Below are 20,136 nucleotides of genomic sequence, written 5' to 3'. Positions count from 1 at the left end.
CGCCATAGGCATGCGCGTCTTGTCTGAAAAAGGAACGAAAGCTTGGCAACCGGCCTTGTAGCACTGCTTGACGATATATCGGTAATCGCAAGGGCGGCGGCGGCATCTGTCGACGATGTCGGCGTTGCGGCATCCCGCGCCGGGGCCAAGGCCGCCGGCGTGGTCATCGACGATGCCGCCGTTACGCCATCATACGTGACGGGGCTTACACCAGACCGCGAACTGCCGATCATCGCGCGGATCACGCGCGGCAGCCTCATCAACAAGCTGCTGATCCTGTTGCCCGCCGCGTTGCTGCTGAGCGAATTCTTCCCCTGGGCGATCACGCCGGTGCTGATGCTGGGCGGGTGCTATTTGAGCTATGAAGGCGCGGAAAAGGTGCTGGAAAAGCTCAGCGGCGTGCAGCACGGCGAAACGCTGAGTGGCCCTATCGAGGATGTCGCAGCCTTTGAAGAACAGCGCACCAAATCCGCGATCCGCACCGATCTCATCCTCTCGGCCGAAATCATGGCCATCACGCTGAATACGGTGGCCGCGGAAACGCTGTTTGCGCGTGCTGCGGTACTCGCCATCGTCGGCGTGGGCATTACCGTGCTTGTCTACGGGGTGGTCGCGATCATCGTGAAGATGGACGACATCGGCCTTTACCTTGCCCGCAAGAGCAGCGCTGCGGCCCAGCGTGTCGGCCGCTTCCTCTTGTCGGCAATGCCCCGCTTGCTGGTGGCGCTGTCCGTCATCGGCACCATCGCCATGTTGTGGGTGGGCGGGGGCATCATCCTGCACGGGCTGGAGGATCTTGGCCTGACTGCCATTCCCGATGTCGTCCACAATGTGCAGCATCATGTGCAGATGACCACCGGATCGTTGAGCGGCGTGCTGGGCTGGGTTACCTTTGCCGTGATCAGCGGGCTTGTCGGACTGCTGCTGGGCACGGTGATCTTCGTTATTCTGCACAAGGTGCTGCGTATCGGCGCGCATTGAGGCGATGCGCCTTGTATTTTGCACGTTGGCCTGTATGGCCGCGACAGCTTCTGCGACGCAGGGCTGATGAAGAAAGCCGGAGGGGTCCCGCAATCGTGCGGCAAGACCAGCGATCGGTTACAGTGACAAGGACAAGCGCATGCCGCTTTACGAGCATGTGTTCCTCGCGCGTCAGGATCTGAGCCAGGCTCAGGTCGACACGCTTGCGAACACCGCCACCGAAATTGTCGAGGCGAACAAGGGCAAGGTCACCAGGACCGAGACCTGGGGCCTCAAGAATCTAGCCTACAAGATCCAGCGCAACCGCAAGGCGCATTTCGTCATGTTGAACATCGATGCCCCGGCGGGTGTCGTCGCGGAACTGGAACGCCAGACCCGCATCAACGAGGATGTGATCCGCTACATGACGGTCCGCGTCGACGAGCATGAAAGCGAACCATCTGTCATGATGCGCAAGAACGATCGCGACCGCCGTGGTGGCAGTGGCGGCAACCGGAGGGAGAACCGCTGATGGCACGCCCGTTTTTCCGCCGCCGCAAGAGCTGCCCGTTTTCCGCAAAGAACGCACCGCCGATCGATTACAAGGACGTGCGCCTGCTGCAGGGCTTCATGTCCGAGCGTGGCAAGATCGTGCCGTCTCGCATCACCGCCGTCTCGGCAAAGAAGCAGCGCGAATTGTCCAGGGCGATCAAGCGCGCGCGTCACCTGGGCCTGTTGCCCTACATCGTGAAGTGAGGAGGACCGGCACATGAATATCATCCTCCTCGAACGTATCGAGAAGCTTGGCGGGATCGGCGATGTCGTCACCGTCAAGGACGGCTACGCACGCAATTTCCTGCTGCCCAACAAGAAGGCCTTGCGTGCCAATGACGCCAACAAGAAGGTGTTCGAGGCCAATCGCGAACGGCTGGAACAGGAAAACGCCGAAAAGCGGACGGAAGCCACGGCAAGCGCGTCCGGGATCGAAGGCGCAGAGATCGTCCTGATCCGTGCGTCGTCCAATTCGGGCCAGTTGTATGGTTCTGTCAGCGTGCGCGACATCGCCGCTGCGCTCACTGACAAGGGGCACGAGGTCAACAAGTCGCAGATCGTGCTGGACCGCCCGATCAAGACATTGGGCGTGTTCGACGTGCGTGTCGTGCTGCACCCGGAAGTCAGCGTCACGATCAAGGCCAATGTGGCCCGTTCTGACGATGAAGCCGAGTTGCAGGCACAGGGCGTCGACGTTATGGCGCAGATGTTCGACGAAGAAGCACGCGATGTGGGCGGCTTTACTGAAGAACGCGATCCCAACGCGGAACCGGGCGAGCTTCCCACCGAAGCGGAGCCGGAGGAAGACGCAGGCGAGACCACGGTCGAGAACGACGCGCAGGGCTGAACGCCTGCGCATACATCGTCGCGAACCGAAAAAGGGCGCGGGTGCAGGATTGGTCCTGTGCCCGCGCCTTTTTCTTTGAGCCATCGGGCGCAAAATCGCCCGACATGCGATCAGATGGGCGGTAGGAGCGGCGTCGCCACCGCCCCTCTGCCGCGTTTGTTACCAGCCGGCGGTCTGACCCCGGTTCTGCTCATCCAGCCATTGCTTGAGCGGCGCGAAATAATCGACCAGCGGCTGCGCGCTCATCCGGCTGCTGCCGGTAAAAGTCTGCAACGTCTGCGGCCAAGGCTGCGATGCGCCCTGCTCCAGCATCGCGTTCAGCTTCTGCCCGACCTGCTTGTTGCCGTAAAAGCTGCAGCGGTGCAGCGGCCCGGTCCAGCCCGCCTGTTCGCAGGCCGCCTTGTAGAACTGAAACTGCAAGATGCGGGCCAGGAAGTAACGGGTGTAAGGCGTATTGCCGGGAATGTGATATTTCGCGCCCGGATCGAAGGCGTCTGCCGGGCGATCGACAGGCGGGGTGATGCCTTGATATTCCTGTCGCAGGCCGGTCCATGCCGTGTTGTAGTCAGCAGGGCTGATCGAGCCGTCGAACACACCCCAACGCCAGCGGTCCACCAGAAGGCCGAAGGGCAGGAACGCGATCTTGTCCATGGCCTGGCGCAGCAGCAGGCCGATGTCCTTGTCGGCACTCGGCACCTTGTCGCGATCGAGCAGCCCGATCTGCACCAGATATTCAGGCGTGATGGAGAGGGCGACGAAATCACCGATCGCTTCGTGGAAGCCATCATTGGCGCCGTTCAGGTAGAGGAGCGGCTGCGCATTATAAGCCCGCTGGTAGTAATTGTGGCCAAGCTCGTGATGAATGGTGACGAAATCGTCGGCGTTGACCTTGATGCACATCTTGATGCGGATATCGTCCACATTGTCGATGTTCCACGCGCTGGCATGGCACACGACTTCGCGATCGGCGGGCTTGGTGAACAGGCTGCGCTGCCAGAATGTTTCGGGCAATGGCTTCAGACCGAGCGAGGAATAGAACCCCTCGCCGATCCGCACCATGTCGATCGGGCCCTTGCCCTGCGCCTTCAGCAGGTCGCCGATGTCGTAGCCCACGTCCCCTGCACCTTCGGGCGCGACAAGCGGGTAGATGCCGCCCCACTCCTGCGCCCACACATTGCCCAGGAGATCAGCGCGGATCGGTCCCGTCGCCGGTTGTACCGCAGCACCATATTTCTGGTTGAGCCGATTGCGCACGTAGGTGTGCAGCGACACGTAAAGCGGCTTGACTTCCTGCCACAGCCGTTCGGTTTCAGCCGCGAACTGGTCGGGCGTCATGTCGTAGCCCGACCGCCACATCGCGCCGACGTCGGCAAAGCCCAGTTCCTTCGCGCCTTCGTTGCCGATCGCGACCATGCGGGCGTAATCGTCCTTCATCGGCGCACCGACATTGTCGTGCCAGCTTGCCCACATCTCGGCGAACTGTGCCGGGGTGTGATCGAGGTTGCTCATTTCGGCCTCGATATCGCTGCCCGATATCGGCTGCCCGTTCAGCATGCCCCGGCCCTTGCCGTATTGCGAGTTGAGGTCAGTGGCGATCTCGTTCAGCTCCGTCGCGGCGCCAGCTGTCGTCGGCGCAGGCAGGACAATGCCGTTGCGCATCATGTCAAGCTTGCGGGCGACATCAGGATCGAGCCCCGGAACACGGGCATATTGCGCCGCTGCAAGCGCGTAGCGCACCTGCTTTTCCGTTCCGATCGCGCCGCTTTGCGCGGCCAGCGCATCGGTATCGGGTGTGATATAGGTCGCGTTGACCCACGCGATCCGGCTGGCATCGACCGTGTAATCAAACAGGTCCGCTTCTGCTGTAGCGACGAACTGCGCCGCTCCCTGCGCTGTCATGGGAAATCGCGCGGCTTCCTGAGCGTCGGTCGTGACAGGATCGCTGTCGAGTGCCGTTTGCGCCATGGCCTGTCCGGCAAGGCCCGTCGCCAACGCAACAGCCGCCGCGGTCGTGAGAAGTTTCATCGACATTTTTCCTTGCATCCCGTTCCAGTTGCAACCGTTCTGACGTGCTGCCGCCCGTTTTTCAAGTGGCGAGGAAGCGGACCAGCGCGTCGCCGAGCGCACCTTCGGCAACGCTGCTCATATGCGTGCCGGGGATCGTGGCGCGTCGCGCATCCGGCAGCGCACGCACCAACGCATCGGGCGAGCCGTTGTCATCGTCCTTGTCGCCGCACATGACGAGCGTGGGCATGGTCACCGCCTCGAGCGCTGCGGGAGCGATATCAGTCATCGTGCCAAGCAGCAGCCGTGCGGCGACGCGGTCGATCTTCATCGTCTTCATGAACGACACCGCCATGAAAGCGCGGTCGCCCATGCGCACATTATCGAAGCGGTCGATGGCGTCGAAGAAGAATTCAGCACGCCGGTTCCAGTCCGACAAACCTTCAAGCCCCATGCCGATGATGGCAAGTCGGCGCGGCGCAATACCGCCAACAACCGCTCTGAGCGCGGTACGCGCACCGAGCGAGAAGCCAGCCAGATCATATTCGCCATTGCTCTCTGTCAGCCCGAACTGGCCGATCATATCTTCCAGATCCGTCATCAGCACGTCTGCGTGATAGCATGATGGATCATGCGGTGCCTCGCTGTCGCCATGCGCGCGCAGATCGGGCATCAGCACCTGAAACCCCGCCTTGGCAAGCTTTGCAGCATGACCAAACTTGATCCAGTTGGTGTAAGCGTTCGAAAACACGCCGTGGAGCAGAATGACTGGCGCCCCCTCCCCCATCAGATGCACCACAAGCCTTGTTCCGTCACGGGCGGCAAATGTCTGCGTGGTGTCTTGTGTCATCGTGAAAATCTCCTGGTCGTGCCCCGATAGAGGGATTTGGCGCCCGCTGCATGTTCATGTGCAACTGCGCTCTTGAACATCGTAAGGTTGCTTACCATAAGGGCATCTGTAATGAACAACATCGGCTATCTTCTTTCCGACTGCGCACGCAGCATGCGGCGCGTTTTTGACGAACGCATGCGCAGCAGCGGGATCACCGGAGCGCAGGCACGTCTCCTCCTGCTCGTGCAGCATGATGAGGGGCAACAGCAATCCCATTATGCAAGCAAGCTCGATGTGGAGCCGATCACGCTTTGCCGCATGGTCGACCGCCTCGAAGATGCGCAATTGCTGGAACGCAGGTCAGATCCTGTCGACCGTCGCGCCAGGCTGACGTTCTGCACGCCCAAGGGTCGCGCGCTGGCGGGCGGGCTGACGCAGCAGGTCGATCAGTTTATTGCCGATCTGAATGCCGGGCTTACCGGGATGCAACGTGACGCGCTGCACGACGGCCTGATCGGCTTGTCGGTGCGGCTTGCCGAAATGGAACTGGTCGCAGGTCAGGCGCAAAAGGATTTGGAAAATCATGGCTGAAGCTGATCTGATGATGGAAAGACCGGCAACAGAAGCATTGCATGCGCCTGTACCCCGGCGATCAGGGGTCACGCGCGTACTGATGTTTGCAGTGCCGCTGATCATCGTGGCGATTGCAGCCTTCCTTTACTGGCAAGGCCAGCAGGGTAAGGTCTCGACCGACAATGCTTATCTGAAGCAGTATTCGGTGGGCGTTACCACTGAAGTGGCAGGGCCGATCGCGGAAGTATTCGTGCAGGAGGGTGATGAGGTTGCCAAGGGCGACCTGCTCCTTCGCATCGACCAGGAGCCGTTCCGGCTGGCGTTGCAGCAGGCCAACGCACGGCTGGCGAGCGCGCAGGCCAACGTCACAGCGCTCAGCAACGATGCCAATCTATCGGGTAGCGATATTGGCGCAGCGCGCGAGAATATTTCCTTCGCGCAGAGCCGGCTCGACCGCCAGGAAGCCTTGTGGCAGCGTGGGTTTACCACCAAGGCCGATTACGAAGCTGCCCAGCACTCGGTCGAACAGGCGCGTGACGAATTGCGCAGCGCCGAGGCACGCCAACGCGAAGCCCGGTCGCGTCTTGCAACCGGAACAGCGGTGCCTGGAGTAAACCCCCAAGTGGCCAGTGCACTGGCGCAGCGGGCCGAAGCCGAGTTGAACTTGCGCCGCACCGAAATTCGCGCGCCTGCTGCTGGCCAGATCGCAGAAGCGGATCGCCTGCTGGTAGGGGAGATGGCGGTAACAGGCCTCCCGCTGCTCCAGATCGTGAGCCGGCAAGGCACCTATGTCGAGGCCAATTTCAAGGAAACCGAACTTGACCACATCCAGGTCGGACAGCCGGTGGAAATTCGCATCGATGCCTATCAGGATGTAAGGCTGAAAGGGCGCGTCGTGACCATTGGCGCAGGCACCGGCTCTGAATTTTCCGTGTTGCCGGCTCAGAATGCAAGCGGCAATTGGGTCAAGGTGACGCAGCGGGTGCCGGTCCGGATTGCCATCGACAGCCAAAGTCCGCGCAAGCTGATTGCCGGCCTGTCTGCTTCTGTCACCATTTTCACCGGGAACTGAGCCTGTGGCCAGCAGCGTGGACGCTGGATCGAGGACGCGGTCAGGAGCCGTGGCAAGCGGGTCGCCTGCTAAGGAGCCGGGCGTCGGTAAAGCGGGCAGCGGTGGGGTTGGTGGGGCCGATATCGCGCACGTCGTGGTCCCCAACCGCGGCATTGTGTTTTTCGCTGTCATGCTGGCCGCCATGCTGCAGGTGCTCGACACGACCATTGCCAATGTCGCGCTGCCGCACATGCAGGCATCACTTGGCGCGACAAGCGATTCCATTACCTGGGTGCTGACCAGCTACATCGTTGCTTCTGCGATCGCGCTCCCGATCACCGGTTTTCTGGCGGCGCGTTTTGGCACACGCCGGCTGTTCATCGTGTCGGTGGCGGCTTTTGTCTTGTTCTCCATGCTGTGTGGCCTGTCGACCAGCCTGCCGGCGATGGTGATGTTCCGAATTGGACAGGGTATTGCCGGCGCTTTCATCATTCCGCTCAGCCAGTCGATCATGCTCGACATCAGCAAGCCATCCAAACACGCTCTTTCCATGTCGATCTGGGGGTTAGGCGTGATGATTGGCCCCATCCTTGGACCGATCATCGGCGGCTGGCTGACGGAAAGCTACAATTGGCGGTGGGTGTTTTTCGTCAATGTGCCACTCGGCGCGTTGGCTCTCTTCCTGCTTGTCACCCAATTGCCGCACTGGCCGGCGCGGCGCCCCCGGTTTGACATTACAGGGTTTCTTCTCGTCGGCCTTGCCATTGCCAGCCTTCAGTTATTGCTCGACCGTGGCCAGCATGTCGACTGGTTCGACTCGCCAGAGGTGTGGATCTATACCGTCGTCGTCCTGTGCGCCGGATGGGCAGGCGTGATCCACCTTGCCACGGCCCACAATCCGATGTTCGACCGGGAGCTGTTCGCGGATCGCAATCTGGTGGTGGCCATGATCATCATGATCATTGTCGGTGTCGGCATCTTTGCGACACTGGCACTGCTTCCCCCGCTGCTGCAGAACCTCATGGGCTATTCTGTCCTGCAGACCGGTTTTGTCCTTGCCCCGCGCGGCGTCGGCGTGTTGCTTTCCATGCAATTGGCAGGACTGCTGGTGCGCAAGGGGCTTGATGCGCGCATATTGGTCGGCACCGGCTTCATCGTAACTGCTGCGTCCATGTTCGAAATGGCGCACTGGTCCCTTGGCGTCGACAGTTTCCACATCGTCAGTTCCGGAGTGGTTCAGGGCGTCGGGCTGGGGTTGATCTTCATCCCGCTCAATACAGTCGCCTTTGCCACTCTGCGCCCGCAACTGCGGACCGATGGGTCAAGCATTCTCAACCTCTCCCGGTCGATCGGTGCTTCGCTGGGCATCTCCATCGTCACCACGCTTCTGGCGCGTAACATTCAGATAAGTCATAGCGAGGTTGGTGCCAATCTCACCGCTGCAACCCTGCCGATCTTCAACATCGGCGCACTCGATCGTTACGGCCAGGTTGGTGAAGCTGCGTTGCGCATGATCGACGCAGAAGTGAACCGGCAAGCTGCGATGATTGCCTACATCAACGATTTCTGGCTCATGGGCTGGATTTGCCTGCTCGCCACTCCGCTGGTGCTCCTTATCAGGCCGCCACGCGGAAATGCCCGCGATCTGCCGCCGCCCGACCTTGGACATTGATGGCTTTACGCGCGACAATCTGCGCAAGTTCAAACAACGCGCGCCGGTGGTTACCCCTTTTTCAGCAGTCGTCGGCCCAGCAGTTCGGCGATCTGCACCGCGTTGAGCGCCGCACCCTTGCGCAGATTGTCAGACACGCACCATAGCGCCAGACCATTTTCCACCGTCGGATCGTCGCGGACGCGGCTGATGTAAGTCGCACCGTCCCCTGCCGCTTCGACCGGCGTGACGTATCCACCGTCCTCCCGCTTGTCCACCAGCATGCAGCCCGGCGCCTCGCGCAGGATATCCTGTGCCTGCTCGGCCGACAATTCATGCTCGAACTCGATGTTGATGGATTCGGCGTGGCCGACAAACACCGGCACCCGTACGCAGGTTGCCTGCACCTTGATCTTGGGGTCGAGGATCTTTTTCGTCTCGACCACCATCTTCCATTCCTCTTTCGTCGATCCGTCGTCGAGGAATACGTCGATATGGGGAATGACATTGAATGCAATCTGCTTGGTAAACGTTTTGGTTGCCACCTGGTCGCCAACAAAGATCGCGCGGCTCTGCTCGAACAGTTCGTCCATGCCTGCCTTGCCTGCACCCGATACCGATTGGTAGGTCGAGACCACCACGCGCCGGATCGTCGCTGCGTCGTGCAGCGGCTTCAAGGCTACGACCATCTGCGCTGTCGAACAATTGGGGTTGGCGATGATCTTGCGCTTCGTGGCCTCTAAAATCGCCTCCGGATTTACTTCGGGCACGATAAGCGGAACATCCGGATCCATGCGATACAGCGAGGAATTGTCGATGACCATGCAGCCTGCCGCCGCAGCCTTGGGCGCATAGTTTTTCGCGGCATCCGATCCTGCGGCAAACAAGGCAATGTCCCAGCCGGCAAAATCAAAATGTTCAAGGTTGCGGCACTTGGTCGTGCGACCCGTTTCTCCGATCTCGACTTCGGTGCCGACTGATCGCGACGATGCCACAGCGGCAAGCTCATCATAAGGGAACTCGCGTTCCGCCAGGATGTTCAGCATTTCTCGTCCGACATTGCCGGTCGCACCAATTACGGCGACACGATAGCCCATTGCCCAACTCCCCATTCCAACAGCAAGACGTCGATCTGCCCGCCGCAGCGCACGACTAACGCTGCATCAATGCCCTGACAAGCGGTGCAGCCAGTGATTGTTGCCTCGTCACGGCGCCGTGCGCAACGGGCTTGCTTCGGCCAGGATCACCATGAAACGTTCATCACCGTCGGTCCAGCGGGTGATCGGCGTCCAGCCGCCGGCCAGCAGGAGAGCTGCCGCGCTGCGCCGATCGTATTTGTGGCTGTTTTCCGTGTGGATTGTTTCGCCCTTGGCCATGAAGAACGACTGCTCGCAAATGGAAAACTGCAACGGTTCAACTGCCTCCAGGTGCATTTCAATCCGCGCGATGTCATCGTTCCACACGGCGCGGTGCACGAATTTGTCGACTGGCAAATCACCGCCCAGTTCATTGTTGATGCGGGTCAGAAGATTGCGGTTGAAGGCGGCCGTGACGCCGCCTTTGTCGTCATATGCTGCGATCAAGATGTCGGGGTCCTTGATCCGGTCCATGCCGATCAACAGCTGTGCACAGGCTTGTCCGCTCCCGTCATTGCCAAGCGTGTCGCGCATCTGGCGCAGCAGATCGACCGCAGTGCGCGGAACCAGATTGCCAATGGTGGAGCCGGGGAAAAAGCCAAGACGCGGCATCCCGGCAACGGCAGCCGGCAAAGTGACCGGCTTGGTAAAATCCGCCTCGATCGGAAACGTCGCCAGATCGGGAAACGCCTGCGCCAGGCTTTCAGCGGATTCGCGCAGGAAATCACCCGAAATGTCTATTGGCACATAAGCGGCAGGTGCTATGGCCTCAAGCAGCAGCGGTGTCTTGGCTGAACTGCCGGAGCCAAACTCGACCACTGCCCGGCCGGCGCCTACCCGCGACAGAAACTCCACTCCCGCAGCGCGCAGGATCTCGGTTTCGGCACGGGTCGGGTAATATTCCGGTGTTCGCGTGATATCCTCGAACAGACGGGAGCCTCGCGCATCGTAAAACCATCGCGCGGGCACGGCCTTCTGCACCTGCGACAACCCTTTCAGGACGTCGTCGCGAAATGCGCGATCGATGCCGCTTGCGTCTTCATCGACAATGCGGACTGCCTGCTCCAATGCCATTGCCGTTCCTTCAGATATCCCTGGCGAGCCGCAGCCCGGTAAACTGCCAGCGCATGTGCGGGTAGAAAAAATTGCGGTAACTGGCTCGCAGATGTCCTCGCACGGTTGCGCAGCTGCCGCCTTTCAGCACGAGTTGTCCTGACATGAACTTGCCGTTGTATTCGCCCACTGCACCAGCAGCCGGCTTAAATCCCGAGTAAGGCAGATAAGCAGAGCGCGTCCACTGCCAGCATGAGCCGAACATGCCGCCAGACTGCACCGGGTGGACAGCGCAGGCGGTGTCGAGCTGCTGCCCCGACGATGGGTCATCGCCCGCTGCGGCAGTTTCCCACTCCGCTTCAGTAGGCAGCCGTGCGCCTGCCCAGGCTGCATAGGCATCAGCTTCGTAGTAGGAGATATGCGTGACGGGCGCATCGGGATCACGGGGCAGATATCCTGCCAATGTGAACGCTTTGTCATCACGCCAGTACAGAGGCGCAGCAATGCTGTTTTTGCATACCCACGCCCAACCATCGGACAGCCAGTGCGCAGGATCACGATAGCCCCCTGCGGCGATGAACGTTTCCCATTGCCGATTGGTGATTAAGCGGCGCAAGATGGCGAAAGGCTCCAGCCAATGGCGGTGACGCGGAGTCTCACAATCGAACGCAAAGCCATCGCCTGCATGGCCAATGTCCACCAGACCGCCGGCATGTTCAGTCCAGCCGGACGCATCGCCATCAGCGTCGCTATCATGCGTGCAATTCAAGGTGTCGCTTTCAAACAGTGCCGGCCCAAGCGGATTGAGCGACAATGCATGCTTGATGTCGGTAAGCAGCAATTCCTGATGCTGCTGTTCGTGGGCAATGCCGAGTTCGATCAGCCTTGCACAATCCGCTCGGTCGAGCAGTGCTTCCATGGCAGCATCGACGAACCGACGGTAGCCCAACACATCGTCAAGCGGCGGACGCGACAGCATGCCACGCGAAAAACGGGCAATTCGCTCGCCCTCGGCTTCGTAGTAGGAATTGAACAGGAAGGGATAGACAGGATCATAAAGCGCGTGATCGTCACAGAAATCGCGCAGTAGGAAGGTTTCGAAAAACCAGGTCGTATGCGCAAGATGCCATTTGGCAGGGCTGGCATCCTCCATCGACTGGATGGTCGCATCGGCGTCCGAAAGGTGTCTTGCCAAATCCAGACTGAGCTTGCGTGTACGCCGGAACTGCTGCGCAAGATCATCGGGCAATGGCTGCACCACGGCTGGCTCATCGGCGGACGAGGCAGGCTGCGGCTGACGGGAAAGCAGGTTCATATCCTGGTACAATGCTCATGAAGGCAAGAAGTGCCAGCGTTGGACATCCATGCAGCTGCGTACCCGTACGCTATCGCGGCAAGGTAGCAGCTCAGGCGGCCTGCGCCTTGGCGGTGCCGCTTTCCAGGTTCAGCATTTCAGCCAGCAGAAAAGCAAGCTCGATTGACTGCGCGGCGTTGAGGCGCGGATCGCAATGGGTGCGATAACGATCGCCCAGCGCCTCGTCCGTTATGGCGACCGCGCCACCGGTGCATTCGGTCACATCCTGCCCCGTCATCTCGACATGGATGCCGCCGGCGTGCGTGCCTTCTGCCCGGTGGACGGCGAAGAACCCCTTTACCTCGGCCAGGATGCGATCGAAGGGACGCGTCTTCAATCCGCTTGGCGATTTCACGACATTGCCGTGCATCGGATCACAGGACCACACGACCGGGTGCCCTTCCCGTTTGACCGCACGCACGAGCGGGGCGAGTCCCTCCTCCACCTTGTCGGAACCGAACCGGCTGATCAGTGTAATGCGGCCGGCTTCGCGCGCAGGGTTCAGCGTGTCGAGCAGATCAAGCAGCGCATCGGGCGCAAGCGATGGGCCGCACTTCATGCCGATCGGATTATCCACGCCGCGCAAGTACTCGACGTGCGCCGATCCTGCAAAACGCGTCCGGTCGCCGATCCACAGCATATGCGCCGAAGTATCGTACCAATCACCGGTCAGCGAATCGCGCCGGGTCAGCGCCTGCTCATAGGGCAGCAATAAGGCCTCATGGCTGGTGTAGAAGCTGGTTCCCTGCAATTGCGGCACCGTGCGTGGGTCAACTCCGCAAGCCGCCATGAAGTCCAAGGCTTCCGAGATGCGGTCTGCCATTTCGGTAAACCGCGCACCCCAGGGCGAACTGCCGATATGGTCGAGCGTCCATTGATGCACCTGCCGCAGATTGGCATAACCACCGCCTGCAAAGGCACGCAGCAGATTGAGGGTTGCAGCATTCTGGCTGTAGGCGCGAACCATGCGTTCCGGGTCCGGCCGCCGCCCGGCATCGTCAAACGCTATGTCGTTGATGATGTCGCCAAAATAGCTTGGCAGCTCCCGATCGCCCTGGTTTTCCACCGACGCGGAGCGCGGCTTGGCAAACTGCCCCGCCATGCGGCCGACTTTTACCACCTTCTGCTTGCTGGCAAAGGTCAGCACCACCGCCATCTGCAGGATGACGCGAAACGTGTCGCGAATATTGTCAGGATGAAATTCGGCGAAGCTTTCCGCGCAATCGCCACCCTGCAGCAGGAAACCGCGCCCGCTTGCCACCTCGGCAAGATCAGCCTTGAGCGCGCGGGCCTCGCCGGCAAAGACCAGCGGCGGAAAATTGGACAGGCGATGCTCCACCTCGGCCAGAGCAGCGCTGTCGTCGTAGACGGGCAGATGCCGGCCTTCGTATTTTTTCCAGCTTTGCGGATCCCAGTTGCTTGCCACTTGAATACTCCAGGCTTCAATCATGTCGCCAGTCATCAGAACCGGGAAACCTGCGATCCCGTTGTTCACAAGGACCCGGCATCTCGTCGTCTGTTAAAGCTTCTGCCAGACCGCACGCCCCTGCACGGCCTGTCGCGTTAGCCAGTTCATCCCCGCTTTGCAAAGGTTACAGATGCAAGCTTCAGAGGCAGGCCCAGTCCGCCTCGAGCGCCTTTCGCTTACCCGGCGACGTCGGAAGCACCACTCTGGCCCTGTGGCAGGACGCTCAGCTTGAACGTCTTGCCATCCCCCAGAAAACGTCGCGCCAGCGTCTGCATCATTTCAGGCGTGGTGCGCGAATAATCGGTGAGGATGGAGCGCACCTGCTCGAACCGCGCAGGATCGCGGGCCGCGCCGCCAAGCTGGTTGAGCCAGAAGCCATTGCCGCTGGCCGAGCGGCTGACAAGCTGGCGCAGCGGCTCCGTGACCCGAGCGATCTCGATTTCTGCAGGTGCGGTTTGCGCAAGATCGGCGGCAATCCGCTCTGCCTCTTCGTAAAAGGCCGGCACGTCCTTTGGCTGCAATTGCGCCATGGCCACGATCATTCCACCCTCTTCGCGGTCGAGCGGCCATTGCGCCCGCACTCCGGGTGCATAGCTTGCGCCCAGCCGTTCGCGCATTGCATCGAACAGCCGGTTGTTGAACAGCTGCGCCAGGATCTCGACCTGTCGTGACAGGCGGATCTGCTCGCGTCCGCCGCCGGTCGGCCAGCCGATCACGGCCGCTGCCTGATTGGCGTCGCCACGATGAGCCAGCACAACAGGCGGTCCCCCGGTCACCGGCAGCACGGACAATTGCGGCAGCGCCGGCGTGCTGCTCCGCTTGTCCATCGCACCGAACGTGCGTTCCAGCGCCGCCATGGCTTGGGCACGATCGAAATCACCGAAGATTTCTACCGACACCGGACCGCTGGCCAGGATGGGCTCCCAGACATTCTGCAATCCCTGAGGAGTAAGCGCATCGAGTTGCGCGGTCGTGCTGCGCTGGAAGCGCGGATCGCGGCCGCGCAGCAGATATTCCAGATCGCGCTCGATCACCCCTTGGGGGCTGGTCGCAAAGGCGGGATAGCTCAGGCCCAGTGCCGCGCGGGCGCGTAGAACCGGGTTTTCATCCCAGCGCGGCTGCACAAGCTTGGCTGCAAACAGATAAAGCTGATCCTCCAGATCGGCAGCGCGCGTCTCTGCGCTCATCAGGAAACTGTTCTCCTCGATCCTGAACCCCAGGCCCAGCTTGCGTCCCGTCGCCAGCCGGTCGAGCGCATCCTGCCCAAGATCGCCGATCCCCATTCCCATGATCGCCGCTTCGCCAAGATCCGCATAGGCAGCGCTGTCGGCATCAAAGGCGCCATAGCCGTTGCCAAAGCGCACCCGCACGCTGACCCGCCCTGCTTCGGCATCATTGGCCCACAACATCGCTCGCACACCGTTCGACAAGGTCAGCGTCTCGATCCCGAGCAAGCCGGCCGCACCGGCTTCGACGACCTTGCCTGGCTTACCGAGCGGCGGCAGGTCGGCAAAGGAGGGCAGCGGCTTTGCTTCCGCATTGGCGGCGGCGGCATCGACCGGCGCAAGCATGGCCGTGCGCAGGGTGGCTGCATCAGCTTGGGAAGCCTGCGGAACTGTCATGAGCGCTCGCAGCACTGTTCCTGCAAACAGGGCGCGGGTATGGCGCAGAACCGCGTCGGGTGTCACTTTGGGTCTCATGCCGCGCAGCACATTGAGCACTGTGTCGGGAGCCGCGACCGTTTCGCGGATGTCGACCGCCTCGACAATGTTGTTGGCCAGATCGGTTGCCTGCTGCACCGCACTGGTTTCGACGCCGATGGCAAAGGCGTTTTCAAACTCGGCCAGTTCACGCGCGATCTCGTCGTCGCGCGGCGGATTGTCGAGCGCGGCGGCGATGGTGGCGCGCACGTCAGCAAGAGCAGCCTGCCAATCTTCAGTGAGCGGGGTGATGGAAACAAAGGTCACATCGGCGGAACGGTTGATATCGTCCTGCCCCACCTGGGCTGCGAGGTAATCGGCACCAGCCCGCGCCCGCGCCTCCAGCCGGCGATTGAGCACCGACAGGGCCAGCTGGTCGAGCAGCAGGGCTTCATTGTAGGCGATGGTGTCGGCAACCTGTTGCCATGGGCGCAGCACGGCATAGCTGATGTTGCGCGGCAGGTCCGGTTCGACGAGGATCCGTACCTCGCCCACAGGTGCCAGCGCACCTTGCGCCATCAGTGCATCTGGGCTGGCAGCAGGCTTGCCGAAATCAGGGGCACGCACCGGCTTGCCTCGCACTTTCCAGCCGCCGAAATGGGTTTCCAGCATCTGTTCAAGCACAGCAGGGTCAACGTCGCCCGCTATGGAGATCACGGTATTTTGCGGACGATACCAGCGCTGGTGAAAGGCCCGGACCTTGTCCCTGGTAGCTGCCTGCAGGGTTTCTTCAGTACCGATCGGTGCTCGCACCGCCAGCTTCTGTCCGGCAAAAAACGTCTGGCGCGTGGCTTCTGCGACCCGCAGTGCAGCGCCGCCCCGTTCGCGCTTTTCCGCAAGCACGATCGGCACCTCGGCACGGACCCCCTCCTGCGACAGGGTTGGTGCAGTGATCATGCCCGACAGCAGCCTGAAAACTTCTGCGATCTTGGCACTGTCCACGTCAGGCACATCAAGCTTGTAAACCGTTTGCGTGGGGGTGGTCTCGGCGTTGGTGTCGCTGCCGAACGTCGCGCCAAGCTGTTCCCAGCGCGGGATTGTCTCGCCTTCTGCCAGATATTTCGATTGCCGGAACGTCAGATGCTCCAGCAGATGGGCATAGCCTTGCTCGTCGTCGCGTTCATGCAAGGAACCTGCATCGATCCGCACCCGGATGGAAAGCTGGTCCTGCGGGACTTCATTGAAACGCACCGCATAACGCAAACCATTGGCAAGCTCGCCAAAGCGCCATTCAGGATCGGGCGGCACGTCGCTGCCGCGATAGATCCAGGGCCGGTCGAGCTCCACCTGCGGCCAGTCACGCGCTGCTTCGGCAGCAGGAGCGGGCTGCGCAGCGGCGGCCGGCAGAAATATTGCAGGCAAGCCAAGGGCGATCAGCAAAGTCGCGCCAAATTGCCCGATGCGGACCGGAACGAAAGGAGGATGGATCATCGCATGTCTATACGAAGCAGCCGCATGAAGCGCCACTGAATAGCGCCAGCTGCAGCCACCTGTCTGCATGACGGAAGCTGCACGACGGAAAATCATGGAGCCAGAAGCCGGCCAGCGTTTCGCGCACAGACGCTTGCGGCGGCAATAGCGCTTGAACGAACAGCCGACGCGCCTTATTTCAAACCGATGTTCATAGAAACCGAAACCACCCCGAATCCGGCCACACTGAAGTTCCTGCCAGGACAGCAGGTGATGACCGCCGGCACACGCGAGTTTACCGACTGGGAAGCGGCAGAGGCGTCACCGCTTGCCACTGCGCTGTTCTCGCTCGGCGATGTTACCGGCGTGTTTTTCGGCACCGATTTCGTTGCAGTAACGGCGGCAACGGGAAGCGACTGGTCCGCGCTCAAGCCGCAGGTCGTTGCGGTGCTGCTTGATCATTTCGTTTCACAGACGCCGCTGTTCGCAGGTGGGGAAGCGTCGGACATTTCCGTTCCTGCCGACGAGCTGCTCATGGAAGACGATCCGCAGGATGCCGACATTGTCCTGCAGATCAAGGATCTGCTTGAAACGCGCGTTCGGCCCGCAGTCGCTTCTGACGGCGGGGACATTGTGTACAGGGGGTTCAGCGAGGGTGTGGTTTATCTTTCCATGCATGGTGCCTGCGCCGGCTGCCCCTCGTCGACAGCAACGCTCAAGCATGGCATCGAGGGATTGCTGAAGCATTACGTTCCCGAGGTGCGTGAAGTTCGCGCTGCGTGAGTGTTGGGACCTGAATACCGGGGCCTGAAGACTGGTGCCCTTGACAGCGGCCCCTCGCACTGGCGCCCGGCCGGCGTGTCAGCACCTCAGCCTGTCTTGTGGGCCACATTTTCATCTGATGATAAAGGTTTTGGCCATGACTGATCCGGATCTGCCCCAGCCGCTTGACGAGCGGGCGCTTGATCGATTGTTCCACAAGGCGCGGACCATGAACGGCTATCTCGACCGGCCAGTGGACGAGGCAATCCTGCACCGCATCTGGGATCTGGTGCGGATGGGGCCAACATCTGCAAACCAGCTTCCCGCGCGGCTGATATGGTGCCGGACGCGTGATGCACGTGATCGGCTGGCCGATTGTGTCAGCGCAGGCAATGCCGACAAGATCAGGAACGCACCGGTCAGTGTCATCATCGCGATGGATCTCGATTTTCATGAGCAGCTGCCCTGGCTGTTCCCGCATGATGATGCACGATCGTGGTTTGCTGATGACGAGGAAGCGCGGGCGCAGAGCGCTTTTCGCAATTCGACGCTGCAGGGCGGGTACTTCATCATGGCAGCGCGGGCGTTGGGGCTCGACTGCGGACCGATGTCCGGCTTCGACGCCGACAAGATATGCGCACAGTTCCTGGCCGATCAGCCGCGCTGGCATCCAAACTTTATTTCCACGCTGGGTTATGGCGACATGTCGAGCACCTTTGCTCGCAGCCCGAGACCCGATTTCGATGTGTTCAACACAATCCTGTGAGAGCATTTTTATCGCCGGACCGGCTTGAACAGCGTGGCAGCCGCAGATGAGAACGCTCGCCATCGACAGTGCGACAGAAGCCTGTTCCGTTGCATTGTTCGACGATGACCGGCTGATTGCCGGAGACTATGAACTGCTTGGGCGCGGGCATGCCGAACGGCTCGTGCCAATGATCGCCGCACTCCCTTCCAAAGGTCGTGCGGATCGCATTGCGGTGGCGCTTGGTCCCGGCAGCTTTACCGGCATTCGCGTCGGTGTTGCAGCAGCGCGGGCGCTGGCTCTCGCCTGGCGGGCGGAACTTGCCGGCTATCGCACCCACGACCTGCTCGCGGCGATGACGTTTGACAAGGCTCGCCAGCGGGGCCGGGCCGATGAAATTGCAGGGGTTGCCGAGGCGGATCTGATGCAAGGCATCGCGGTTTGCAACACCGCCGGGCACGGCCAATGGTATGTGCAGCAGTTCTCGTCATCCGGTGAACCGATCGGCGATGTCGCCGCACTGGATCCTGATCAGGCTGCGACATCAGTCCAGGCGCATCTTGTCGTTGGCAGCGCGGCCGAGGCTCTGATCGGCAGGCGCGGGTTTGGTATAGCTTCCCCATCATGGCCGGACGCACGGCTTTTCATGAGCATGAACCCTCTACGGTTGACCGGCGACGTCAGTCCCGTTTACGGCCGCCCACCCGATGCAAAGGTAGCGGCGCCCAAGACCTATCACAGGTGAAGATCATCCGAATGAACGAAGTTGCGGTTGGCCAGATGATGGAGATCATGAAGGCCGGTTTTGATCCCCTGTTCGGTGAGGCCTGGAACCGCCGGCAACTTTCGTCGGCGCTGGCGATGCCCGGCACGCAACATGCCCTTATCGATGTAGACGGCTTCATTGCGCAAATCGTGCAGCGCCCTGCGGCAGGTTTCTGCCTTTCGCGCAGAGTGGTCGACGAGGAAGAACTGCTGCTGATCGCGGTCCGGCCGGATCAGCGGCGGCGCGGCTTTGGCGGCCGCCTGCTCGCCCATCTGCTGCGCACCGCCAGCGAGGCAGGGGTAACAGACCTGCACCTCGAGATGCGCGCGGACAATCCGGCGGCCAGCCTCTACCGCGCTTTCGGCTTTGTTCCTGTCGGCGGACGCAGCGGTTATTACAGAGGCAGCGACGGTATCATGCGCGATGCGGTGACATTCTCCCGCTTTCTGCGTTTCGGCCAAGACGAGATGCCGCAGCATTGACTGGGTGTCCCGCACATGATTTGCTGATCCAGGGCTAGAGTAAAACCGCGCATTAGCTACCTTTTTGCAGCTATGTTCTTGTATGGTCACCGACAGGACCTATTTGCACTAACAACAGACCGGATTGTGCATGAATTGCAACCGGTTAATTTTTAATCACATTGCAGTGCAGGAGCACATGATGGAAACGTCCGATATGGGCATCAATGAAACGCTGGTGACACTTACTTCCGATATTGTCGCGGCCCATGTCAGCAACAATGCGGTCGATGTCGATCAGATGCCGGCTTTGATTACAAAGGTGTATTCGGCCCTGGCAGGTCTTGGCGACGAACTCGCGGAAGAGGAAGTGCCACCTGAACCTGCCGTTCCGATCCGCTCGTCCGTCAAGCCCGACTACATTGTCTGTCTTGAAGATGGCAAGAAGCTGAAGATGCTCAAACGCCATCTGATGACGCATTACGGCATGACCCCTGATGATTATCGTCAGCGGTGGGGGCTCGCTTCCGACTACCCGATGGTGGCACCAAATTATGCAGAACGCCGCCGCGAACTGGCCAAGAAGATCGGCCTTGGTCGCAAGCCTGGCAGCGGCAAGAAGGGCTGATCCTCAGCCCGGCCATTGCCACCGCGATTACATGGTGCGTGAACGACGGCACCGCGGCGATATGCCAGGTGCGTGGCGCTGGCCGGTTCCGCTACCCGGTTCCGCTACCCGGTTCCGCTACCCGGTTCCGCTGGCCGGTTGCGTTGGCCGGCAGGTAGACTATGCTGGTTTGGCGACATCTTC

General features: G+C 61.0%; 19 protein-coding genes. 12 read left to right on the top strand and 7 right to left on the bottom strand.

What is annotated here, in order from left to right:
• Positions 1–42: 42 nt before the first annotated feature.
• The 4 genes from RM533_RS01220 to rplI all read left to right on the top strand — a co-directional run bounded on the left by RM533_RS01220 (position 43) and on the right by rplI (position 2,359).
• Positions 43–981 (top strand): DUF808 domain-containing protein, encoded by a 939-nt coding sequence (locus RM533_RS01220; RefSeq protein ID WP_311339362.1) that lies wholly within the window; start codon positions 43–45, stop codon positions 979–981.
• A gap of 139 nt (positions 982–1,120) precedes the next feature.
• The gene (gene rpsF, locus RM533_RS01215) at positions 1,121–1,492 is read left to right on the top strand and encodes a 30S ribosomal protein S6 (protein ID WP_311339361.1); all 372 of its coding nucleotides are present in this window, start codon (positions 1,121–1,123) and stop codon (positions 1,490–1,492) included.
• Entirely contained in the window at positions 1,492–1,716 is a 225-nt protein-coding gene (gene rpsR, locus RM533_RS01210) for a 30S ribosomal protein S18 (RefSeq protein WP_311339360.1), read from the top strand. The genes rpsF and rpsR overlap by 1 nt, the downstream gene beginning before the upstream one ends.
• Positions 1,717–1,729: 13 nt before the next feature.
• The gene (gene rplI / locus RM533_RS01205) at positions 1,730–2,359 is read left to right on the top strand and encodes a 50S ribosomal protein L9 (RefSeq protein WP_311339359.1); all 630 of its coding nucleotides are present in this window, start codon (positions 1,730–1,732) and stop codon (positions 2,357–2,359) included.
• A gap of 159 nt (positions 2,360–2,518) precedes the next feature.
• Here rplI and RM533_RS01200 read toward each other — a convergent pair whose 3' ends face one another.
• Positions 2,519–4,384, bottom strand: coding sequence for a M2 family metallopeptidase (locus RM533_RS01200; protein ID WP_311339358.1), 1,866 nt, complete (start codon positions 4,382–4,384; stop codon positions 2,519–2,521).
• Positions 4,385–4,445: 61 nt separating this feature from the next.
• Positions 4,446–5,213, bottom strand: a complete 768-nt coding sequence (locus RM533_RS01195; protein WP_311339357.1) for an alpha/beta fold hydrolase — start codon at positions 5,211–5,213, stop codon at positions 4,446–4,448.
• Positions 5,214–5,324: 111 nt separating this feature from the next.
• Here RM533_RS01195 and RM533_RS01190 point away from each other — a divergent pair, with 111 nt between their 5' ends.
• The 3 genes from RM533_RS01190 to RM533_RS01180 are packed head-to-tail and all read left to right on the top strand — an operon-like array spanning position 5,325 to position 8,491.
• Positions 5,325–5,786 (top strand): MarR family winged helix-turn-helix transcriptional regulator, encoded by a 462-nt coding sequence (locus RM533_RS01190; RefSeq protein WP_311339356.1) that lies wholly within the window; start codon positions 5,325–5,327, stop codon positions 5,784–5,786.
• Positions 5,779–6,840: an HlyD family secretion protein gene (locus RM533_RS01185; protein WP_311339355.1), complete on the top strand. Its 1,062-nt coding sequence runs from the start codon at positions 5,779–5,781 to the stop codon at positions 6,838–6,840. The genes RM533_RS01190 and RM533_RS01185 overlap by 8 nt, the downstream gene beginning before the upstream one ends.
• A gap of 49 nt (positions 6,841–6,889) precedes the next feature.
• On the top strand, positions 6,890–8,491 hold the full coding sequence (locus RM533_RS01180; RefSeq protein WP_311339354.1) for a DHA2 family efflux MFS transporter permease subunit: 1,602 nt from the start codon (positions 6,890–6,892) through the stop codon (positions 8,489–8,491).
• A gap of 50 nt (positions 8,492–8,541) precedes the next feature.
• Here the strand turns inward: RM533_RS01180 and RM533_RS01175 are convergent, their stop codons facing one another.
• The 5 genes from RM533_RS01175 to RM533_RS01155 form a co-directional block, all read right to left on the bottom strand.
• Entirely contained in the window at positions 8,542–9,567 is a 1,026-nt protein-coding gene (locus RM533_RS01175; RefSeq protein ID WP_311339353.1) for an aspartate-semialdehyde dehydrogenase, read from the bottom strand.
• Positions 9,568–9,675: 108 nt separating this feature from the next.
• Positions 9,676–10,680 carry an L-histidine N(alpha)-methyltransferase gene (egtD, locus tag RM533_RS01170; protein ID WP_311339352.1) on the bottom strand — a complete coding sequence of 335 codons (1,005 nt, stop codon included), beginning with the start codon at positions 10,678–10,680 and terminating at the stop codon, positions 9,676–9,678.
• Positions 10,681–10,690: 10 nt separating this feature from the next.
• On the bottom strand, positions 10,691–11,974 hold the full coding sequence (gene egtB, locus RM533_RS01165; RefSeq protein WP_311339351.1) for an ergothioneine biosynthesis protein EgtB: 1,284 nt from the start codon (positions 11,972–11,974) through the stop codon (positions 10,691–10,693).
• A gap of 91 nt (positions 11,975–12,065) precedes the next feature.
• Positions 12,066–13,439, bottom strand: a complete 1,374-nt coding sequence (locus tag RM533_RS01160; protein WP_311339350.1) for a class II 3-deoxy-7-phosphoheptulonate synthase — start codon at positions 13,437–13,439, stop codon at positions 12,066–12,068.
• 218 nt (positions 13,440–13,657) lie between these two features.
• The gene (locus RM533_RS01155) at positions 13,658–16,612 is read right to left on the bottom strand and encodes a M16 family metallopeptidase (protein ID WP_311339349.1); all 2,955 of its coding nucleotides are present in this window, start codon (positions 16,610–16,612) and stop codon (positions 13,658–13,660) included.
• A 186-nt stretch (positions 16,613–16,798) separates the two neighbouring features.
• On the opposite strand from RM533_RS01155, the gene RM533_RS01150 reads away from it, so the two are divergent.
• The 5 genes from RM533_RS01150 to RM533_RS01130 all read left to right on the top strand — a co-directional run bounded on the left by RM533_RS01150 (position 16,799) and on the right by RM533_RS01130 (position 19,953).
• Complete coding sequence (locus RM533_RS01150) at positions 16,799–17,374, top strand: NifU family protein (protein ID WP_311339348.1); 576 nt, start codon at positions 16,799–16,801, stop codon at positions 17,372–17,374.
• Positions 17,375–17,510: 136 nt separating this feature from the next.
• Positions 17,511–18,119 (top strand): malonic semialdehyde reductase, encoded by a 609-nt coding sequence (locus RM533_RS01145; RefSeq protein WP_311339347.1) that lies wholly within the window; start codon positions 17,511–17,513, stop codon positions 18,117–18,119.
• Between the two features lie 46 nt (positions 18,120–18,165).
• A complete protein-coding gene (gene tsaB / locus RM533_RS01140; RefSeq protein ID WP_311339346.1) occupies positions 18,166–18,843 on the top strand; it encodes a tRNA (adenosine(37)-N6)-threonylcarbamoyltransferase complex dimerization subunit type 1 TsaB in 678 nt (225 codons plus the stop codon).
• 11 nt (positions 18,844–18,854) lie between these two features.
• Entirely contained in the window at positions 18,855–19,346 is a 492-nt protein-coding gene (locus RM533_RS01135) for a GNAT family N-acetyltransferase (protein ID WP_311339345.1), read from the top strand.
• Positions 19,347–19,527: 181 nt separating this feature from the next.
• A complete protein-coding gene (locus RM533_RS01130; RefSeq protein ID WP_311339689.1) occupies positions 19,528–19,953 on the top strand; it encodes a Ros/MucR family transcriptional regulator in 426 nt (141 codons plus the stop codon).
• The last annotated feature ends 183 nt before the right edge of the window (positions 19,954–20,136 follow it).

The sequence above is a fragment of the Croceicoccus esteveae genome (genome assembly GCF_031846435.1).
Taxonomy (GTDB): domain Bacteria; phylum Pseudomonadota; class Alphaproteobacteria; order Sphingomonadales; family Sphingomonadaceae; genus Croceicoccus; species Croceicoccus esteveae.
This window is presented reverse-complemented; position numbering and strand designations above follow the sequence as displayed.